The sequence below is a fragment of the Paenibacillus sp. MAEPY2 genome, from assembly GCF_000499205.1.
GTDB classification, from domain to species: domain Bacteria; phylum Bacillota; class Bacilli; order Paenibacillales; family Paenibacillaceae; genus Paenibacillus; species Paenibacillus vandeheii.
Genome location: NZ_AWUK01000032.1, coordinates 179764 through 196479, shown reverse-complemented (window position 1 = coordinate 196479; position 16716 = coordinate 179764). Strand labels below are relative to the sequence as shown.

Genomic DNA, 16716 nt, shown 5'->3' with positions numbered 1-16716 from the left:
GAGAAGGCAGGACTTTTTGTTTTGTACGTCATGTTAAGCGCTTCGATGTAGAGCACTTTAAGTACCTTACTTTATAAGATTTAACGTTTATTCGGATCAGTATCCGAACGTCCATCTGTCTGATGGCGGTCATAGTCTGTGGACTCCTGTCCAGCAGCATGCTGTTGGTAAGCTTCCTCAGCATGAGATAGCGAATTCTGATCTCCTGGGTCAGCATCCTTTTTGCGGCCAGTCAGCTTCCGGCGAATCCATCCAAAAGCGCCAACAATGGCGGCAACGATGACAAACCATCCCTTTTTAAGCAAGAGCAATAATCCGACTTTCTTGGCTACAGCCACACCAGCACCACCGAGAATCAGACTGGTTAGGCCAAGTTCAGATTTTTTGTCTACGGATGCATCAAACTCTTCATACGTGTTTCCTTTGATCACGTTGAGCTGATTAAGCACGGAGCTTTCAAACTGTTTGCGGTTTTCTTCAAAATTGGCACTATCCGTAACGAGAATAACACCGATGTACCCTTCGCGGGTGAGTACGTTCACATTGTAATTGACGAGTTTTGCCTGCTCTGCATCCTCAAGACCAAGAGAATAGATCAGTTGATGCTTGGTGCTGTCATAGGCGGGCTCAATCTCCCATCCAGTAATAAACAGCTGATTCTCGGGTGTTGTTTTCTCATTTTGCTCTTCTGTACCTCTTTTGTAGCTATCGAGCAGTTCAGCGGCGTCCAGATCGTCTTTTTCACTGTCATCGACATGGCCGGTATCGTTATATTCAAAGATGACATACCAGTTGGAGTTTTCGCCGGCACCATAGATACTTCCAATTTCCGTTCCGTTGGGGAAGGAGTCCGTGTCCTCCAGAAACCTTTGGGTGTTAGCTGCATCGAGATAGGAGAGATTTTCAGCTACGGTTAATGTTGCTTTGTTATCAAGTACTACATTTGACGGCCCATCAATCCATTGATAATCTTCGGTGGAACTATTGCTTTCACTTTCTGCAGATGCCGTGGTCGAGAATGGAGCTTGAAATGAGGCGACAAGCAAAATTGCGAGTAGAGAGGCTAACCATCTTTTCATTTGCGTTATATCCCTTTCGAAGGTGTCATGCAATGTTGTCATTTACATGAACATATGTATTGTGTCGTTATATTCATAAGAAAATAAGGACTTATCGACATTACCATAGGCATCCGGGCCAGACAAGGGAAATATGGATATAAAGGGTTAATTTTGCTTCTAAAGACCTAATTCAATTTATTAAAGTTATTTGAAAGATAAGTATTTAGTCCTTAATTTACACTTTTTTGCAAATGGTACAGATTGGTGGGGAACGCGAGTTGTGAGGGAATGATAAATCTTTTATACTGGATAAGTGACTGCTCTTTGAAGAGGGGGATGAACGTGAAGGGAAAGATTGCCCTCATAACGGGAAGTGCCAAAGGTCTTGGTAAAATGACAGCTCTCCGTCTGGCGGACCAGGGGTGCCATATTGCCCTGAATTACGTACACAGTCGTACGGAAGCCGAGGCATTAGAGGCTGAAATCATAGCCAAGGGTGTGCGGTGTATTGCCGTCCAGGCCGATATTTCCAAGACAGAAGAGATCACCATGCTGGTTGCACAGGTCGAAGAGAAGTTAGGCAGCATTGATATTCTGGTGAACAACGCCGGTCCGTTTGTCCGTGAACGTCGACTATTTGCCGAATATTCGGAAGCTGAGATTCAGATGCTTGTGCAAGGAAACCTGCTTGGACCGATGCTGCTGGATCAGCGTGTATTGCCGGAGATGCGGCGCAAGCAGTGGGGCAGAATTATACATTTTGGCTTCAGTCATGCGGGAGAAGCAAGATCATGGCCTCATCGAGCGGTGTATGCTGCGGCGAAGGTAGGTCTCGTTTCATTTACAAAGACACTTGCTGTGGAGGAAGCTCCTTACGGCATTACGGTTAATATGGTATGTCCGGGTGATATTCGCGGTGCCAACAAGGAAAAAACGATTGATGAGTTGGCAGGAATTACCGACGAGGAAACGCCAAGAGGACGTCCCGGAAGTGGTGAAGATATTGCGCGGGTGATCACCTATCTGTGTCTCGATCATTCCGATTTTATAACAGGCAACATTATGGATGTATCTGGAGGACTTGATCCGATTCGTCCCAACATCCTGCGTGAGGATGGCGAAGTGCGGACTTAGGCGTGAAATGCAAGGATAAGGCATAATCAGGTTCGATGAAAAAAAAGGACTGCCTTCATTTGCACAAAAAAGAGCCCTCCGCTTCATGCGAAGCGAAAGGCTCTTGAGGTTTATTTCGTGAAGGATTGATTAGAATACTTGTACGACTTCTTCGACACCTTCGACTTCTTCAAGAAGGGCGCGTTCAATCCCGGCTTTTAAGGTAATGGTGGAGCTTGGGCAGCTGCCGCAGGCACCGACCAGTTTCAGCTTAATGATGCCGTCCTCCACGTCGACCAGTTCCACGTCACCGCCATCGCGTTGCAGGAACGGACGAAGTTTGTCAAGCACTTCAGATACCTCATCGTACATGGTGCTTTGTGCGTTTTCGCTCATTTTTTTCAACTCCTTTCCTCACTATATTATATTACAAATGGCCATAAAATAAAATGGTCAAACAAAGCAGGTGAACCTACATGAGACCGATTATTGAATTTTGTGCCAACAATATGCATTTTGGCACAGATGAAGTCATGGATCAACTGGAAGAAAATCCAGACTATGATGTGATAGAATACGGCTGCCTCAGCAATTGCGGCCAATGTTACATGACTCCATTTGCACTGGTGAATGGCGAGCTTGTCATTACCGACAAAGTGGAGGATTTATATAACGCAATATTGGCCAAAATTGCCGAAGCCGATGCCTGGGCTGAGCTTGATCTCGATTAACCGAGATGACGCTTGGACATCCAGAGCACGCCGCTTTTTAAAATACGTGGCACACGCCCCATCATAGACGTTTTGCCCATTAGCCCAAACCCAGCCTTCTTGCCGAGTGCACCGAGTGTGCCACGAAGCTTGAGTGGCTGCGGATTGGGCTTTTCGCCTTTCCAGAGGGCATGCTGAATATGAGCGATTTGTTCGCCCTGTACCTCGGCAGCCTGACCGCTTGGTGCATAAGGTACGCTGGCGCAGTCACCTACAACATAGACATCGGTATATTCTGGAATTTGATAATATTCGTTCAGTACGACACGACCTTGTGGGTCCTTTGTCACATCGAGATCCTGTACGACTTTTACGGGCTGAATTCCGGCAGTCCAGACTACCGCATCCGTTAGAATTTCTTCATCCCGGTTGAAAATGGCATGTGGTTCAACACGTGAAATGGCGATATGTCCACGTGTCTCGACCTGATGTTCGTTAAACCACTCATGAACATAAGCGGACAAACGCTGCGGGAAAGCGGATAATACACGTTCACCACGGTCCAGGATGCTGATGTTCAGATCCGGTCTGCTCTCACGAAGCTCGGCAGCCATCTCAACGCCGCTCAATCCACCGCCGACGATATGCACGTTACCATACGCTTTGACTTCGTTAAGACGAAGGTAGGTTTCCCGTGTTTTGCTGAAGCTTTGAATGGTACAGCTGTATTCCTCGGCTCCAGGCGTATTGTGGAATCGGTCTGTACATCCAAGTCCAATCACGAGCTTGTCATATTCCAGCGGTTCCTGGCCTTCAAATTCAATCTGACGCTGTTCCAGGTCAATCGAAGTTACTTCTCCGTAACGGTAAGTGACTTTGTCGCTCACTGGAAACTGGATGCGCAGGTCATAGTCGGATACGGTCCCTGCTGCGAGTGCGTAATATTCTGTCTTCAATCCTTGGAATGGGCTCCGGTCCACCAACACGATTTGTGTATCTGATGGGATTTTGCCTTCCAAAAGTTCTTTAATAATCGTGAGGCCACCATAGCCGCCTCCGAGAATGACGAAATTTTTCATGACTCGGCTTCCTTTCTGCATCAGTCCCGTGTGAACGGGGCTGTAACCTGTGGAGCAGCTATGCAATTACATAGCTGCTCCTTTTGTTTTTTATTTGAAATGATTGAAAATAGGAATTTAAAATTACGGATATGCTCCAGCAATTCGCACCCCTCCATTCCAAACGGCTCCCCGGGTAGCTTGAAAGTCGACTGCTGGAGTGATGCTCTTGTTACATGCTACTCGTACACTTGAATTTCATTGTAGAACGTATCGCGCTCCACAGGAATACGTCCAGCACCCTTAATTAACCATATAAGCTCTTTGCGGGTGAGACCTTCAGGCGTTAGTGCGCCTGCTGCATGACTAATCCGTTCGCGAACGATCGTGCCGTGTGCATCCGAAGCACCAAATCCAAGGGCGACTTGAGTCAGCTGTGCACCGATGTTGATGAAGTAGGCTTTGATATGATCGATGTTATCCAGCATCAGACGACTGATCGCGATCGTTTTGAGATCCTCGTAAGCGGAGTTACGACGCATGATACTCGCGTTTTTGCTTTTCGGCTGCATGGATAGAGGGATAAAGACCATGAATCCGTTGGTCTCATCCTGAAGCTCGCGAATTTGTGCCATATGGTTTACACGGTCCTCATAGGACTCAATGGATCCATAAAGCATTGTAGTGTGCGTACGCATGCCCAGATTATGAGCAGTACGGTGCACTTCCAGATAGCGGTCAACGTTCGCTTTGTCCACACGCATTTTTTTACGGTATTCATCGGACAAAATCTCTGCGCCGCCGCCGGTCAGTGATTTCAAACCTGCCTTTTGCAGCTCCTGTAACACTTCCTTGATGCTCAGTCCGCTGATACGAGTGAAGAAATCAATCTCAGCAGCCGTGTAGGCTTTCAACGTAACATCCGGATATTTTTCGTTTAAAGCACGCAAGGAATCGACATAATATTGAAAAGGAACATGGTTGTTATGTCCGCCTACAATATGGAACTCGCGTACACCTGGGTGAATATGCTGTTCTACGTAATCGATCATTTCCTGACCGGACAACGTGTAAGAACCATCTTCGCCCTGATCTTTGCGGAAGTTACAGAAAGCACAGTGGGCTTCGCATACGTTGGTAAAATAAAGGCTCATGTTTTCAATAAAGTAAACCTTCTTGCCATTTTTACGCAGGTTGACCTCATTGGCCAGTTGGCCCAAAGTCAGCAGATCATCCGATTCATACAGATAAACGCCATCTTCTACGCTCAGCCTTACGCCGTTCTGTACCTTCTCAACGATTTCAGCCATTCTTTTGTCTGTGAACGGTGTTACCAATGTAGACATGTTGTATCCTCCTATTCTTAACCGGAATCGAGTTGGGTTGTAGGACTTACTTACAGAACTACATAGAAAAGATGCGGTCATCTGCCGCCATCTTATGTGGACTAACTCTTATTTACCCGGTGCAGCTTGTGCTGCGTACGTAAAACTAATTTTTTCATGTAAACGAGTCTTGTGACTCTATATTCATTGGGGACTGCGTGCAGTCTCGAAATGTGAAAAAAATTACAACTCCATATATGCCCATCACCTGAATAAGTCATGACAAAATATCGACATTTCAAAGCGATCACCTACCCATTATAAACCTCGTGTCCCGGGGGTTCAATACACTGGGAAGAAAAAGGAGATAAGGGGGAACGCGGAAACAGGCAAAGATGACTTGAGCCCCTTGACGGGGTGGAGTATAATTTAAGGGAGAGTTAACGAAAAGGAGAGTGACCTGGCATGATTAGCATCAGCGAAACGGCTGCAGACCGATTGAAAGAAATGCTTGCACAGCAAGAGGCACCTGGTATGTTCTTGCGTCTTGGCGTAGCACCGGGCGGTTGTACCGGATTTTCGTACGCCATGGGCTTTGACGATAAAGAGTCCGATGAGGACCTCTATATGGATATTCAGAATATGAAGGTTGTTGTAGAGAAGGAAAACCTGAAATATTTGAATGGACTCGAAATTGATTTTGAAGAATCCGGCATGTCCGGCGGTTTCACCATCCACAACCCGAACGCAGTGGCAACCTGCGGCTGTGGATCATCCTTCCGTACACGTGAAGAAGCGGGCGTACCTGATAAAGATTGTTAATCATGGCGAATCAAGACCTCTATAGCGGATTAGTCTCGTACTAATCACGTTATGGAGGTTTTTTTGTAAGTTGACAAGTTATGTTGTAACTAATATAGTTACATTATAAAGTTTATAATACGAAACCAAAGGAGAGATTAAGATGAAAATTGGAATTATTGGCGCGACAGGCAAAGCGGGAAATTTGATTTTGAAAGAAGCGTTGGATAGAGGGCATGAAGTGACAGCAATCGTTCGGAATGCATCCAAGGTGGAAGATAAAAGTCTGAATGTACTTGAAAAAGACGTATTTGACCTCACAGCAGAGGATGCCAAATCATTCGACGTCATCGTCAATGCATTCGGCGCGCCAGCCGGGAAAGAGAATCTGCATGTGGAAGCAGGACAAGCCTTGATTAATACTCTGAAAGATGCTCCGAATACTCGACTGATTGTTGTGGGCGGAGCAGGAAGCCTGTTCACGGACGATTCGAAAACACTGCGTGTAGTGGATTCTCCAGGATTCCCTGATGCATACAAAGCAACCGCGACGAATCAAGGGAAAAATTTGCAGGATCTGCAAGCTTCCTCCGGGATTCAATGGACATTCCTGAGCCCGGCTGGCTTCTTTAATCCAGAGGGTGTTCGGACAGGGAAATACCAAGCAGGTAATGATGTCATTCTGGTCAATAGTGAAGGCAACAGCTACATCAGCTATGCTGACTATGCCATTGCTTTGGTCGATGAAATCGAGAACCCACAGCATAAAAACGAGCGCTTTACGGTTGTAGGTGAAGCGAAGTAATTGATTCGAACTAAAAGAGATGGAAAATGGACGCCAATCCTTACGAGATTAGCGTCCATTTTTTTTGTATCGTTTTGAAGTTGGTGTACGTAATCCGGAAATACTGAACGTAGTCCTCTTCAGGCTGCCTAGTGTGGTGTAACGTCATCTGTATTTGGATTTTCTAACAATTCTGCCGACTCTACTGACTCCATACCATCCATACCATCCATGGCATCTACGAGTCCTACAGCCAATGTAGTGACTGCCGCAGCGGCAATCAGATTCTTGGCCCCGAGCTTTACTCTTTCCATATCCTCGTTTTTCATGCCGACAACAACATCTTTGCCACCGTTATACACATACTTCGCGGATACCACTACACCTTTCGCTGTATTGGTAACGGCTCCTCCAATATCGGAAAGTCCAGCGTCTAATGCTGTATTGTCTTTTCTGATCACACCACTGGCCATATCATATGTACCGCTGGCAAGTTGGCCTACTGTCTTCCCTGTATTAATCGTAGCTTTCTCTACGCCATTCCCAATTTCTTTGATGAATGGGCTTCCTGCAAGTTCCCCAGCCACTCTTACGGTGCCGCCCAGTACTTTTCCGGTAACTTCCCCAGCAAACTGACCCAGATCTTTTAAAAATCCCATACGTTTCCCCACCTTTAGAATAAGGTTGTACATGTGCTGTCTGAATCTTTTATCTTATTATATAAGTATATAAGCGAAAAGACTATTTACGTTCAGATTCATCAAGCGTTCCTAATTAACATGAAACCAATCCAACGAATTCGATCTAGCCGAACTAAACACACTAACCAATCTAGCCTTGCTTAACGCATCCAATTCAATCAACTCACTCCAACCTCAAAAAAAGGGCTGCTCCCAACAGGAGCAGCGCATTTTTCTTTTTTTACCCCAAATTCCTACTTAACACATTTTAGAAGTATCTCATAAGCAGCCAACGTAGTGGAGGGAACGGAATCGATTCTGTAGAAGCGAAGCGTGCGCCTTTGTATCCAAATTTCAACTAATAAAAAGTTGATTCAAGAAAATTTGGATACAACAGCGATCGAAAGAACGATCCGTACCCGTAACGCCACCTGCTGCTCCTCAGATACTTATCCCCGTGTTTAGTCGATAAATCCTTCCAACATTACGGTCGGCAAGCCATTAGACTGCCATGCACCCTTACTGTAACCGCCATTGTAGCCCGGCGTTGCTTCAGGCTCCCAGTAGAATACACCTTTACCTTTGCTGCTCGGCAGATTGCGGAATTGCGTTTTCATCGCTGCGACAAAACTTTTACCAGCTGCCGGTTGGGTGTTATCCATCCCGATCTCCGATACGATAATCTCTTTGCCATACCGGTTGATCAGATCCTTGGCATTGTTTACCGCATTGGTGACAGCCGTGTTCCAGCCGGAAGCGGAAGGATAGAGGGACATGGCAATCATGTCAAAGTTGGCACCGTTATCGATCAGGCCACCGATATTCCATACAAAGAGGGCATTATCATCCCCGCCTGCTAGGTGAACGATCGTTTTGGTGCTGGTGCTGATGGACTTCACGGCATTATGACCCGTGTTCACCAGCCACGCATAATTTTTCATGTTGGTGGATGCTTTCCCATCTTCCCATAACATACCGTTGCTTGTTTCGTTACCGATTTGTACCCAGTCCGGGGTTACGCCTTTGCTCTGCATGGCTGTCATAACTTCACGCGTGTGGTTCCATACAGCATCCATCAGCTGCTGGAACGTGTAGTTTTTCCACGCCGCAGGTTTGGTTTGTTGACCCGGGTCAGCCCAGGAATCACTGTAGTGCAGAGTGAGCATGACGCTCATGCCTGCATTTTTGGCACGCAGGGCCAGAGCTGCTGCACGATCCTTGTTCATGTAACCGTTACCATAATCATTCGAAGGATTAACAAAGACACGAATACGAACGGAGTTGATCTGGTAATCATTTTTCAAAATATCAATAATATCACGCTGCACGCCGTTTTTGTCTTTCCATTTGTAACCTTGAGCCTCCATTCCGGGAACCCAACTGATGTCGGCTCCTTTGGCGAAGCTTGGTGCTGCATTGGCATGCTGGCCTGTGGGCAGCATAATAGAGGTGAATAACAAAACAAAGACCAGAGCGATGGATGTTTTGAAACCCCTTACATTTTTGAACATTACAATATGCCTCCTCGAATATGGGTTGAGTTGCAACCTAATTATATCGGGCATCCTTAGCACAACTACAGGGTTCATTTCCAATATTTTGGTTGTTTTTTCAACCTCTGCGAAAAAAGACAAAACAAAAAGCCGTCCGAAGACGGCTTTTCTACCCGTGGCGCTTTTTGAAACCTTGATCCGTATCCCGCGCCTCCACCAGCATCAGTTAAATTAAGCTAGTGGATCGGGTAAGGGACACGTTCAACATGTGATTAGATATGTTGACGCACCTCCTTTCCTTGTGCCAAGAGTATACAACACTCTTTTCCGGAAAGCTAGTCTTTTTTTCATATTTACGCAAAATTATTTTTCGGTTTGGAACATCGTAATATCCCGGTCATAATGACTTTTCGTACCGTTATCGTTGCGAATTCTAACGCTGTCTTCGCTGATCCGCTCTACGATGCCACGACCCACTTCACAATATACGCCCGCTGGATCTTCCTGCCATGCGGTTACGGTGCATTGGGATAGTGCAGCCGTGAAAAACTCTATATTTTTTTGTAACGTTCTAGGTTTGTTCGATTTCATTATATACTCCTTTAACAAATGCAATTTTGGATGATGGATAGCAACCGGACAATTTACACTGTACATCACTTTACTCTGTCTCCTGCTCTTTGTAAAGGGATGGAAAAAGTTATCGCTATGAGGTATCATTTACATAAATTTTACATAGCGTTTACACTTTGATGACGCTTGTAACCAATCACGAATAGTACAATTAATTATATCAGAATATTGATTCAAAAAAGATATGCAACACATTCGGAGGCCATACATGCATAGAGATGTCAAAACAGGTAACTACGTTAACCGTGATTTAAGTTGGGTTGAGTTTAATCGTCGTGTGCTCCAGGAGGCGCAAGATCCAACAACACCACTGCTGGAACGCATGAGGTTTCTTGGCATTGTCGCCAGTAACCTGGACGAGTTCGTAAGTGTAAGGGTAGCGGAGACGAAAGAGAAGATCAAGGCTGGATTTACGCAAAAGGATTTTACCGGGTATACCCCTTCGGGTTTGTACCGCAGATTGATTAAACGAACGGGGACCATGGTCGCCGAACAATATAAAACCTATCGGGAACTCATTCGTCTTCTTGCCAAGAAAGGCGTCAATTTTCAGGAATACACAGATCTGAATATGACCCAGCAGCGAGCAATGGACCAGTATTTTCATGAGATCATTTTTCCGGTATTAACACCGATGGCTATTGATCAGAGTCGCCCATTCCCACTGGTACACAACAAGTCTGTATATCTGTCCGTGATGCTGCAGAAGGAAGAAGAGCAGGAGGGGGAGCCGTTTTTGGCTATTGTGCAGGTGCCTTCCAATATTCCTCGGGTTATTCCTGTACCTCTTCGGGCGAATAGTAAAAAGAAAACGTTCATTTTGATCGAAGATCTCATCAAACATCATATTCATACCCTTTTCAGCGGATATGTTCCACTGGCTGTACAGGAATTCAGGGTGACCCGTAATGCGGATCTTTTCATTAATGAAGAAGAAGCGGAAGATTTACTTGAAGCAATTGAGAAGGAATTGCGGCGCAGACGCCGGGGAGCACCGGTACGACTGGAAGTGTGTACGGATTTTCGGCCGGATGCATTGCTTGAACTGCGGGAAGAGTTCGATATTCAAGATCCTGTGTACGAAATTGATGGACCTTTGGATCTGAGTTTTCTGGCCGGGTTTGTGGATAGTCTGGAAGGCTTCTCTCATCTGAAATACAGTCCGGTGCAGCCTGTGTATCCTCTGGAGTTCCTTCCACGGGAAAGTCACTTCGAGTTGCTGCGTAAACGGGATGTGCTCGTTCATCATCCATATGAATCCTTCGAACCGGTAACGGACTTTATTGTAGAGGCTTCGGAAGATCCGCGCGTTATGGCGATCAAAATGACGTTATACCGGGTGAATGGGGATTCCCGTCTCATTCCCGCACTGGCTCATGCTGCCGAGAGCGGTAAACAAGTGACCGTTGTGGTTGAATTGAAAGCCAGATTTGATGAAGAACGGAATATTGCTTGGGCACGCACGCTGGAGAAAGCAGGCTGTCATGTGGTTTACGGATTGGTTGGATTAAAGACTCATGCCAAGATCATTCTTGTCGTACGCAGAGAACAGAGTGGTCTAAGAAGGTACGTGCATGTTGGAACAGGGAACTACAATGAAAGCACAGCCAAAGTGTATACCGACGTGGGACTGTTCACCTCCAATCCCATCATTGGCGAAGATGCATCCGAACTGTTCAATGAGATTACCGGATATTCCGGACCCAAAGCATTGCAGGCATTCCGCGTCGCCCCAGACGGCATGAAGGACGAACTGTTCGCGCTTATTCGACGGGAAGCAGAGCATGCCTTGAAGGGAAGACAATCCAGGATTATTGCCAAAATCAATTCCTTATCCCATCAGGATATCATTGATGAATTATATCTGGCATCTCAAGCCGGAGTACAGATTGATCTGATCGTGCGCGGTGTGTGCTGCTTGCGTCCTGGTGTAGAGGGACTTAGTGAGAATATACGTGTGATCAGCATCGTGGACCGGTTCCTGGAACACTCCAGACTGTTCTATTTTGAAAATAGTGGGAACCCGGATGTGTATCTGTCCAGTGCAGACTGGATGACCCGCAATTTGAAGCGAAGAATTGAGCTGATGTGTCCCGTGTTTGATCCAGAGCTGAAGAAGATGCTGGTGGACATTCTGAACCTGTCTCTGAACGATAATGTGAAAGCAAGAGAGCTTATGCCTGGCGGCAATTATGTATTTGTACAAAATGAAAAGCCCCCGCTGAGAAGTCAGACGGAGGCGATGGGGATTATCCCTTGGAAACCTGCTGAATGGAGTGTGTTAACGTAACTCCCCAAGCTTCCTGCAAATCTTTGACGGCCTCTTCGAGGTCGCTCAGTTCCAGTAACGGCTCGGCTGTACAGATGAATTGCATCTGCAGCGAGTCGTTTTCTTTTGCTGCCTTTATGGCAGTGATACTTTCAGCTCGATTGATCGCTTCAGTTACGCGCAGCAGTGAGCCCAAGCGATGGGCATGTCGTTCGTCTGAATCCTTTAGAATGTCCTTATGCTTTTGAAGCAGCTGGGGCGTTCTTTTTTTTGGATGATAATCGGCTGCAATGGCACTAAGGATCGTCTCCCGGTGAGAGAGTCCGTAGATACTCGCATTCATAATCCAATAGGCCGAGTGCTGGGGATAACGGAAATAGTTAATCTGTTTTCCAGCCATGTGCAGCATACAGGTCGTGTACAGGATCCGGGCATCTGCTGGATCGGGGGAATTACCTTGTAAAGCAGTATACAGGGTAAGCGCATCCTGATGGATCCGATTCAGACGTTTCTCCGGAATCGGTGGGCCAAAATGGATGAAGTTGCGAATGCTGTCCTTCAGCGCGTCTGGCACGACCGGCTGACCTGCAGCCAGGAGATCCCTTAGCAAACCATCCCGTAACCCCGCTCCGCTCACGACATAACGATCTCCCTGGATGATCTGAAAGACCGTGCGCAATATGAGAACACCTGGCACAATAATGTCTGCACGATCCTTGGCAAGACCGGGTACTTTCTTGCGTTGTGCCGAGGTGAGATGTGGCAAAGAACGAGCGATATTTTCCATCTCTTCTGCACCGATTTCATAATGATGCGTAACCGGCAATGAATACTGCGTTCTCTTCTGTTCCACTTTGGCCAGGGTACGCATCGTGCCGCCAAGCCCTATGAGAGGTAGTCCGGGATGCTGTCTGACCCAATCCTGATCACTTAATGCCTGGATAACTTCATTACAGAGGGCGGTCGCATTAGCTTCAGTCCACTGATCTTCTCCGCCATAACGGGCGTGTGAGTTCACAGCTCCGATAGGCAGAGAGATGCTGTGCAGTCTTTTTCGATCGCGGAATACAGTGATCTCGGTACTTCCTCCGCCAATATCCACGACATAACCATCCGCCAGATCAATCGATTGAGTGACGCCTAGGAAGCCGTAATAGGCTTCCTGATCGCCGGATACACATTCAATCGTAAGTCCCGTCTCAGCTTCCAGCCAACCTATAATTTCTGAAGCATTGCCTGCATTCCGAATGGCCGCTGTTGCTGCCGCACGGATGAGCTTGGCTTGATAAGCTTCGCAGGTAGCCCTGAATTGTCGCAAAATCGTGATAGCCTTGTCCAGTGAATGTCGCAGAATCGTTCCGTCTTGTTCAACCACATTGCTTAGACGAGCTGCATATTTGTCTTCATGAATGATGCGATAGGCCCTATCCGAATCGAGTTCATAAATAACCAGACGTATGGAATTGGAGCCGATATCGATGATTCCGAGTATTTCGTTATGTGTCATAAGCATCTCCTTCTACAGAGGTTAATCTACCCGATTCTCAGCAAGGCTGCCATGGCTTCCGGTGAACCCGGAGGCGTCGAGGAGAAGGGCGTGGTCAGCATTACCACAATAATGAAGACGATGAAGCAGGCAAACAGAATACAACTTACAGCAAAACCGCGATTGCTTTTCTTCATAAACAGTCGAATACCTGTAACGAATAGAAGCACCGTAATGGCTACCAGAACGATAGAAATGGCAAAATAGGCTACGCCATACAGTGATTTGAAAAATGATTCCATGTCTTCTGAACGCTCCTTAGATCCTCATATTTAAGCCTCTCCAAACCATTCCTTAGTAGCATACGATAGATTGATGCGTTTGAAAAGCAAACCAGGCGCTTGTTCCGGCCTTGAAACAAGCTTATGGACTTTATCCACGGAAAAGGGGCCCCAGCCTTGGACAGACATCCAAGAAAGCACGGCTCCTGTTGAGTATGTATAAGGAAGGACTATTGTTCAGGAAAGGAGATCAACCCATGTCGAGACAGCTTGCAAGCAAATGGCTGAAGACAGCGGCGCTGTTGAAATATCCGGTAGCTGCTGTCCACATTCCACAGACGAAGACGTTCAACTCGGGGAATCTGCTAAACATGCTTAGTCATTACGGAATGGTGTATATCAAACCTGTTGTTGGTGGTGGAGGTTACGGTGTCATTAGAGTATCAGTAAGTGGAGGAGCCTATCGGTACACTCATATGAAAATAACCCGTTCTTTTACTCATTTTAATCAGATGTACCGCTCCCTGATCCGTGTAAAAGCCAGACGGAGATACTTGATTCAGCAAGGCATTCATCTCGCGACCATTCAGGGCAGACCTGTTGATTACAGAGTCAAGGTCGTCAAGACGGAAAGGGGCTGGGTATTCCGTTCGATGGTGGGACGGCTGGCTCGTCCGGGATTGGTCGTAACCAATCTTAGCAAAGGTGGTACGATGCTGTCCGGCAGAAGAGCACTCGCTCTGTCGCTGCCTCATATTTCTGGAAAACACAAACGTCGAGAGATGCGTTCACTGACACTCACATGTACACGGATCATGGAAAATCAGTTTCCAGGTGTGGGACAGCTCGGTTTCGATTATGGACTGGATCATTCAGGCAAGATATGGATTTTGGAAGTGAACACCAGACCACAATGAAAATGGTGAAAAAAGCTAAAAAAATCCAAAGAAAATCCGATAGTAAAATAGAAGGAAACTAGGTGGAAAACGTTTGGAATTTAACAATTAAGGGTAATTTACTCGCATCAACTCTTGAAACTATGAATTTATTCTAAAAAAAATGCTATGATAATCGTTCTGTTCGATAAGCTTCGATCCTGTGTATAAATACTATCCACACTATCCACGTTGATCAATCAACATTTTTACCATTTATCAACAAACTATACACAGGATTTCCACATAACGTTGTGGATAACAAGAACGCTTGTTCTCTTTATAAATCTCTGATATGATAGTTTTGAGGAAAAAAAAGGAAAGGTTGTGGCGGGAAATGGCTATGTTATCCGATGAGATGTTATTGGACTCCTACCATAAGGCGATTGAGTTGGATCTCGAACGAGATTTCATCGCACTGCTGTTGGCAGAAATCCATAAGCGCAAACTGGGTACCGACGTATCTGCCATTCTTCACTAGAGATCCTCATTTGCAGGCAATGTTACAGTTTTCCGGACATGTCCCATAGATTTACAGGCCATAGTGTGCTTGTCTGACAATGGTGACAGTACATCATATGATTGCAAACGTTTTCGGCTTCGTCTGCCGTGTCAGAGGAAGTGTGAATGGCGTAGGGGCTGTATGGTCCGGTGTAATCGTCCAATTTGCCGCATTCTGACAGTCCCTGAAGGCAGTGGGGACAAGCCTGCTCCGGTACAACCAGACCGTTACACAGCGGGCATATATAAGACAAGGGTATCCCTCCTGATGTTGAATTCATTCAGGAGTAAGATACCCTTTTTTGTGTCTTTTATATTCTATAAGATTCCATAAGGAATTAGCGCTTCATGTTACTGCTGTGTCCTGGAGACAGCTTGGCGTCTGGATCGAAGTATACCTTGGCATTGTTGACTGCGGTTGGCGCTTCACCGAATCCTACAGCAATCAGCTTCAGCTTGCCTGGATATGTTGTAATATCTCCGGCAGCATAGATACCCGGAATCGAAGTTTCCATGCGGGAATCGACCACGATGGAATTACTGTCAATTTCGATGCCCCATTCTGCGATAGGTCCCAGGGAAGAGACAAAGCCAAAGTTGACGATGACATCATCCACTTCAATTTCCTGTGTTTCCTTAGTTTTGACGTGAGCCAAAGTAACCTTGGTAATGCTGTCCTCACCGTGAAGTTCGGTAATTTCGGTAGGTGTAACGATGTTCACCTTGGAATTCATCAGGTTTTCGACACTGTGCTCATGCGCACGGAATTTGTCGCGGCGATGGATCAGGGTTACTTGCTCAGCGATCGGCTCGAGCATGAGTGCCCAGTCTACAGCGGAGTCACCGCCACCGCTGATCAGTACTTTTTTGCCGGCAAAGGCGTTCAGATCACTGATGAAATAGTGCAGATTGGTTTTTTCGAATTTGGCAGCACCCTCAAGCTCCAGACGGCGGGGTTCGAATGCACCCACACCGGCAGTGATAATTACGGCTTTGGCGTGATATTCATTCACATCGGTTTTTACGACGAAGTGACGTTCTTCTAGTTTCTCTACCGAAACAACCTTTTCTTCAAGACGGATGTTCGGGTTAAAATGGCTCATTTGCTCCACCAGATTATTCACCAGTTCCTGAGCGGTCACTTTCGGGAAACCGGCTACATCATAGATGAATTTTTCGGGATAGAGGGCGGCAAGTTGTCCACCAAGTTGTGGCATACTTTCAACCAGAGTAACAGATGCCTGACGCATCCCTCCGTAAAACGCGGCGAACAGACCCGCAGGGCCGCCACCAATAATAAGTAAATCGGTCATGTCATGACCGGCAGTTTGTGCAGTCAAGAATCAACAACACCTTTCTTATTTTAATAGGTAGTTAACAGAAATAATGAAGCCGGGTACGTATTGTACCCAGCGTTTGTTGCTGAACTGTCTTTTTCATTATAAACGGTGTAAACTGGGTTGCAAAGTTGGCAGTATGATGAAACTAGGAACAATAGATGAAGATCAGGTGAGAATAGGATGAAATTGGAAATGAAAGGTTATGAAAAATAACAAAAAAAACCTTGATATTTGCCAGAAATACAG

At 46.2% G+C, this 16716-nt stretch carries 18 protein-coding genes; 7 read left to right on the top strand and 11 right to left on the bottom strand.

Annotation, left to right across the window (positions count from 1 at the left end; translation table 11 throughout):
* Nucleotides 1-80: 80 nt before the first annotated feature.
* Complete coding sequence (locus P364_RS0124405) at nt 81-1079, bottom strand: DUF2167 domain-containing protein (protein ID WP_024632666.1); 999 nt, start codon at nt 1077-1079, stop codon at nt 81-83.
* Nucleotides 1080-1403: 324 nt separating this feature from the next.
* On the opposite strand from P364_RS0124405, the gene P364_RS0124400 reads away from it, so the two are divergent.
* Nucleotides 1404-2195, top strand: coding sequence for an SDR family oxidoreductase (locus P364_RS0124400; protein WP_024632665.1), 792 nt, complete (start codon nt 1404-1406; stop codon nt 2193-2195).
* Between the two features lie 129 nt (nt 2196-2324).
* Here the strand turns inward: P364_RS0124400 and P364_RS0124395 are convergent, their stop codons facing one another.
* A complete protein-coding gene (locus P364_RS0124395) occupies nt 2325-2570 on the bottom strand; it encodes a NifU family protein (protein ID WP_024632664.1) in 246 nt (81 codons plus the stop codon).
* An 80-nt stretch (nt 2571-2650) separates the two neighbouring features.
* Between P364_RS0124395 and P364_RS0124390 the strand changes: the two genes are divergently transcribed.
* The gene (locus P364_RS0124390; protein WP_024632663.1) at nt 2651-2905 is read left to right on the top strand and encodes a YuzB family protein; all 255 of its coding nucleotides are present in this window, start codon (nt 2651-2653) and stop codon (nt 2903-2905) included.
* On the opposite strand, the gene P364_RS0124385 is transcribed toward P364_RS0124390, so the two are convergent.
* Nucleotides 2902-3963: an NAD(P)/FAD-dependent oxidoreductase gene (locus P364_RS0124385; RefSeq protein ID WP_024632662.1), complete on the bottom strand. Its 1062-nt coding sequence runs from the start codon at nt 3961-3963 to the stop codon at nt 2902-2904. The genes P364_RS0124390 and P364_RS0124385 overlap by 4 nt on opposite strands.
* Before the next feature lie 218 nt (nt 3964-4181).
* Entirely contained in the window at nt 4182-5288 is a 1107-nt protein-coding gene (mqnE, locus tag P364_RS0124380) for an aminofutalosine synthase MqnE (protein ID WP_024632661.1), read from the bottom strand.
* A 444-nt stretch (nt 5289-5732) separates the two neighbouring features.
* Between mqnE and P364_RS0124375 the strand changes: the two genes are divergently transcribed.
* Together P364_RS0124375 and P364_RS0124370 are read left to right on the top strand one after the other, a co-directional pair.
* Complete coding sequence (locus P364_RS0124375; RefSeq protein WP_024632660.1) at nt 5733-6089, top strand: HesB/IscA family protein; 357 nt, start codon at nt 5733-5735, stop codon at nt 6087-6089.
* Between the two features lie 142 nt (nt 6090-6231).
* Complete coding sequence (locus P364_RS0124370) at nt 6232-6873, top strand: NAD(P)-dependent oxidoreductase (RefSeq protein WP_024632659.1); 642 nt, start codon at nt 6232-6234, stop codon at nt 6871-6873.
* A 128-nt stretch (nt 6874-7001) separates the two neighbouring features.
* On the opposite strand, the gene P364_RS0124365 is transcribed toward P364_RS0124370, so the two are convergent.
* From P364_RS0124365 to P364_RS0124355, 3 genes are all read right to left on the bottom strand, one after another.
* A complete protein-coding gene (locus P364_RS0124365; protein ID WP_024632658.1) occupies nt 7002-7511 on the bottom strand; it encodes a hypothetical protein in 510 nt (169 codons plus the stop codon).
* A 482-nt stretch (nt 7512-7993) separates the two neighbouring features.
* Nucleotides 7994-8974: a glycoside hydrolase family 53 protein gene (locus P364_RS0124360; RefSeq protein WP_236642231.1), complete on the bottom strand. Its 981-nt coding sequence runs from the start codon at nt 8972-8974 to the stop codon at nt 7994-7996.
* 414 nt (nt 8975-9388) lie between these two features.
* Nucleotides 9389-9616: a hypothetical protein gene (locus tag P364_RS0124355; RefSeq protein WP_024632656.1), complete on the bottom strand. Its 228-nt coding sequence runs from the start codon at nt 9614-9616 to the stop codon at nt 9389-9391.
* Between the two features lie 250 nt (nt 9617-9866).
* Here P364_RS0124355 and ppk1 point away from each other — a divergent pair, with 250 nt between their 5' ends.
* Nucleotides 9867-11948, top strand: coding sequence for a polyphosphate kinase 1 (gene ppk1 / locus P364_RS0124350; RefSeq protein ID WP_024632655.1), 2082 nt, complete (start codon nt 9867-9869; stop codon nt 11946-11948).
* Here ppk1 and P364_RS0124345 read toward each other — a convergent pair.
* Together P364_RS0124345 and P364_RS0124340 are read right to left on the bottom strand one after the other, a co-directional pair.
* Complete coding sequence (locus P364_RS0124345) at nt 11908-13434, bottom strand: Ppx/GppA phosphatase family protein (protein ID WP_024632654.1); 1527 nt, start codon at nt 13432-13434, stop codon at nt 11908-11910. The two genes, ppk1 and P364_RS0124345, sit on opposite strands and share 41 nt — an antisense overlap.
* A gap of 26 nt (nt 13435-13460) precedes the next feature.
* Nucleotides 13461-13715: a hypothetical protein gene (locus P364_RS0124340; RefSeq protein ID WP_024632653.1), complete on the bottom strand. Its 255-nt coding sequence runs from the start codon at nt 13713-13715 to the stop codon at nt 13461-13463.
* A gap of 236 nt (nt 13716-13951) precedes the next feature.
* On the opposite strand from P364_RS0124340, the gene P364_RS0124330 reads away from it, so the two are divergent.
* Together P364_RS0124330 and P364_RS0124325 are read left to right on the top strand one after the other, a co-directional pair.
* Nucleotides 13952-14611, top strand: a complete 660-nt coding sequence (locus P364_RS0124330; protein WP_024632652.1) for a YheC/YheD family protein — start codon at nt 13952-13954, stop codon at nt 14609-14611.
* A 355-nt stretch (nt 14612-14966) separates the two neighbouring features.
* Complete coding sequence (locus P364_RS0124325; protein WP_024632651.1) at nt 14967-15110, top strand: sporulation histidine kinase inhibitor Sda; 144 nt, start codon at nt 14967-14969, stop codon at nt 15108-15110.
* Nucleotides 15111-15132: 22 nt separating this feature from the next.
* Here P364_RS0124325 and P364_RS37440 read toward each other — a convergent pair whose 3' ends face one another.
* Both P364_RS37440 and P364_RS0124320 read right to left on the bottom strand, forming a co-directional pair.
* A complete protein-coding gene (locus P364_RS37440; RefSeq protein WP_143812693.1) occupies nt 15133-15384 on the bottom strand; it encodes a hypothetical protein in 252 nt (83 codons plus the stop codon).
* A gap of 84 nt (nt 15385-15468) precedes the next feature.
* Nucleotides 15469-16443 carry an NAD(P)/FAD-dependent oxidoreductase gene (locus P364_RS0124320; RefSeq protein ID WP_211754064.1) on the bottom strand — a complete coding sequence of 325 codons (975 nt, stop codon included), beginning with the start codon at nt 16441-16443 and terminating at the stop codon, nt 15469-15471.
* Nucleotides 16444-16716: the final 273 nt, after the last annotated feature.

Bases quoted from the DNA above. Each gene is read 5' to 3' on its own strand.
- P364_RS0124355 (WP_024632656.1), bottom strand. From the start codon at position 9,616: ATGAAATCGAACAAACCTAGAACGTTACAAAAAAATATAGAGTTTTTC.
- P364_RS0124390 (WP_024632663.1), top strand. From the start codon at position 2,651: ATGAGACCGATTATTGAATTTTGTGCCAACAATATGCATTTTGGCACA.
- ppk1 (WP_024632655.1), top strand. From the start codon at position 9,867: ATGCATAGAGATGTCAAAACAGGTAACTACGTTAACCGTGATTTAAGT.
- P364_RS0124405 (WP_024632666.1), bottom strand. From the start codon at position 1,079: ATGAAAAGATGGTTAGCCTCTCTACTCGCAATTTTGCTTGTCGCCTCA.
- P364_RS0124340 (WP_024632653.1), bottom strand. From the start codon at position 13,715: ATGGAATCATTTTTCAAATCACTGTATGGCGTAGCCTATTTTGCCATT.
- P364_RS0124360 (WP_236642231.1), bottom strand. From the start codon at position 8,974: ATGCTGCCCACAGGCCAGCATGCCAATGCAGCACCAAGCTTCGCCAAA.
- P364_RS0124385 (WP_024632662.1), bottom strand. From the start codon at position 3,963: ATGAAAAATTTCGTCATTCTCGGAGGCGGCTATGGTGGCCTCACGATT.
- P364_RS0124365 (WP_024632658.1), bottom strand. From the start codon at position 7,511: ATGGGATTTTTAAAAGATCTGGGTCAGTTTGCTGGGGAAGTTACCGGA.
- P364_RS0124330 (WP_024632652.1), top strand. From the start codon at position 13,952: ATGTCGAGACAGCTTGCAAGCAAATGGCTGAAGACAGCGGCGCTGTTG.
- P364_RS0124345 (WP_024632654.1), bottom strand. From the start codon at position 13,434: ATGACACATAACGAAATACTCGGAATCATCGATATCGGCTCCAATTCC.
- P364_RS0124375 (WP_024632660.1), top strand. From the start codon at position 5,733: ATGATTAGCATCAGCGAAACGGCTGCAGACCGATTGAAAGAAATGCTT.
- P364_RS0124320 (WP_211754064.1), bottom strand. From the start codon at position 16,443: ATGACCGATTTACTTATTATTGGTGGCGGCCCTGCGGGTCTGTTCGCC.
- P364_RS0124325 (WP_024632651.1), top strand. From the start codon at position 14,967: ATGGCTATGTTATCCGATGAGATGTTATTGGACTCCTACCATAAGGCG.
- P364_RS0124370 (WP_024632659.1), top strand. From the start codon at position 6,232: ATGAAAATTGGAATTATTGGCGCGACAGGCAAAGCGGGAAATTTGATT.
- mqnE (WP_024632661.1), bottom strand. From the start codon at position 5,288: ATGTCTACATTGGTAACACCGTTCACAGACAAAAGAATGGCTGAAATC.
- P364_RS0124395 (WP_024632664.1), bottom strand. From the start codon at position 2,570: ATGAGCGAAAACGCACAAAGCACCATGTACGATGAGGTATCTGAAGTG.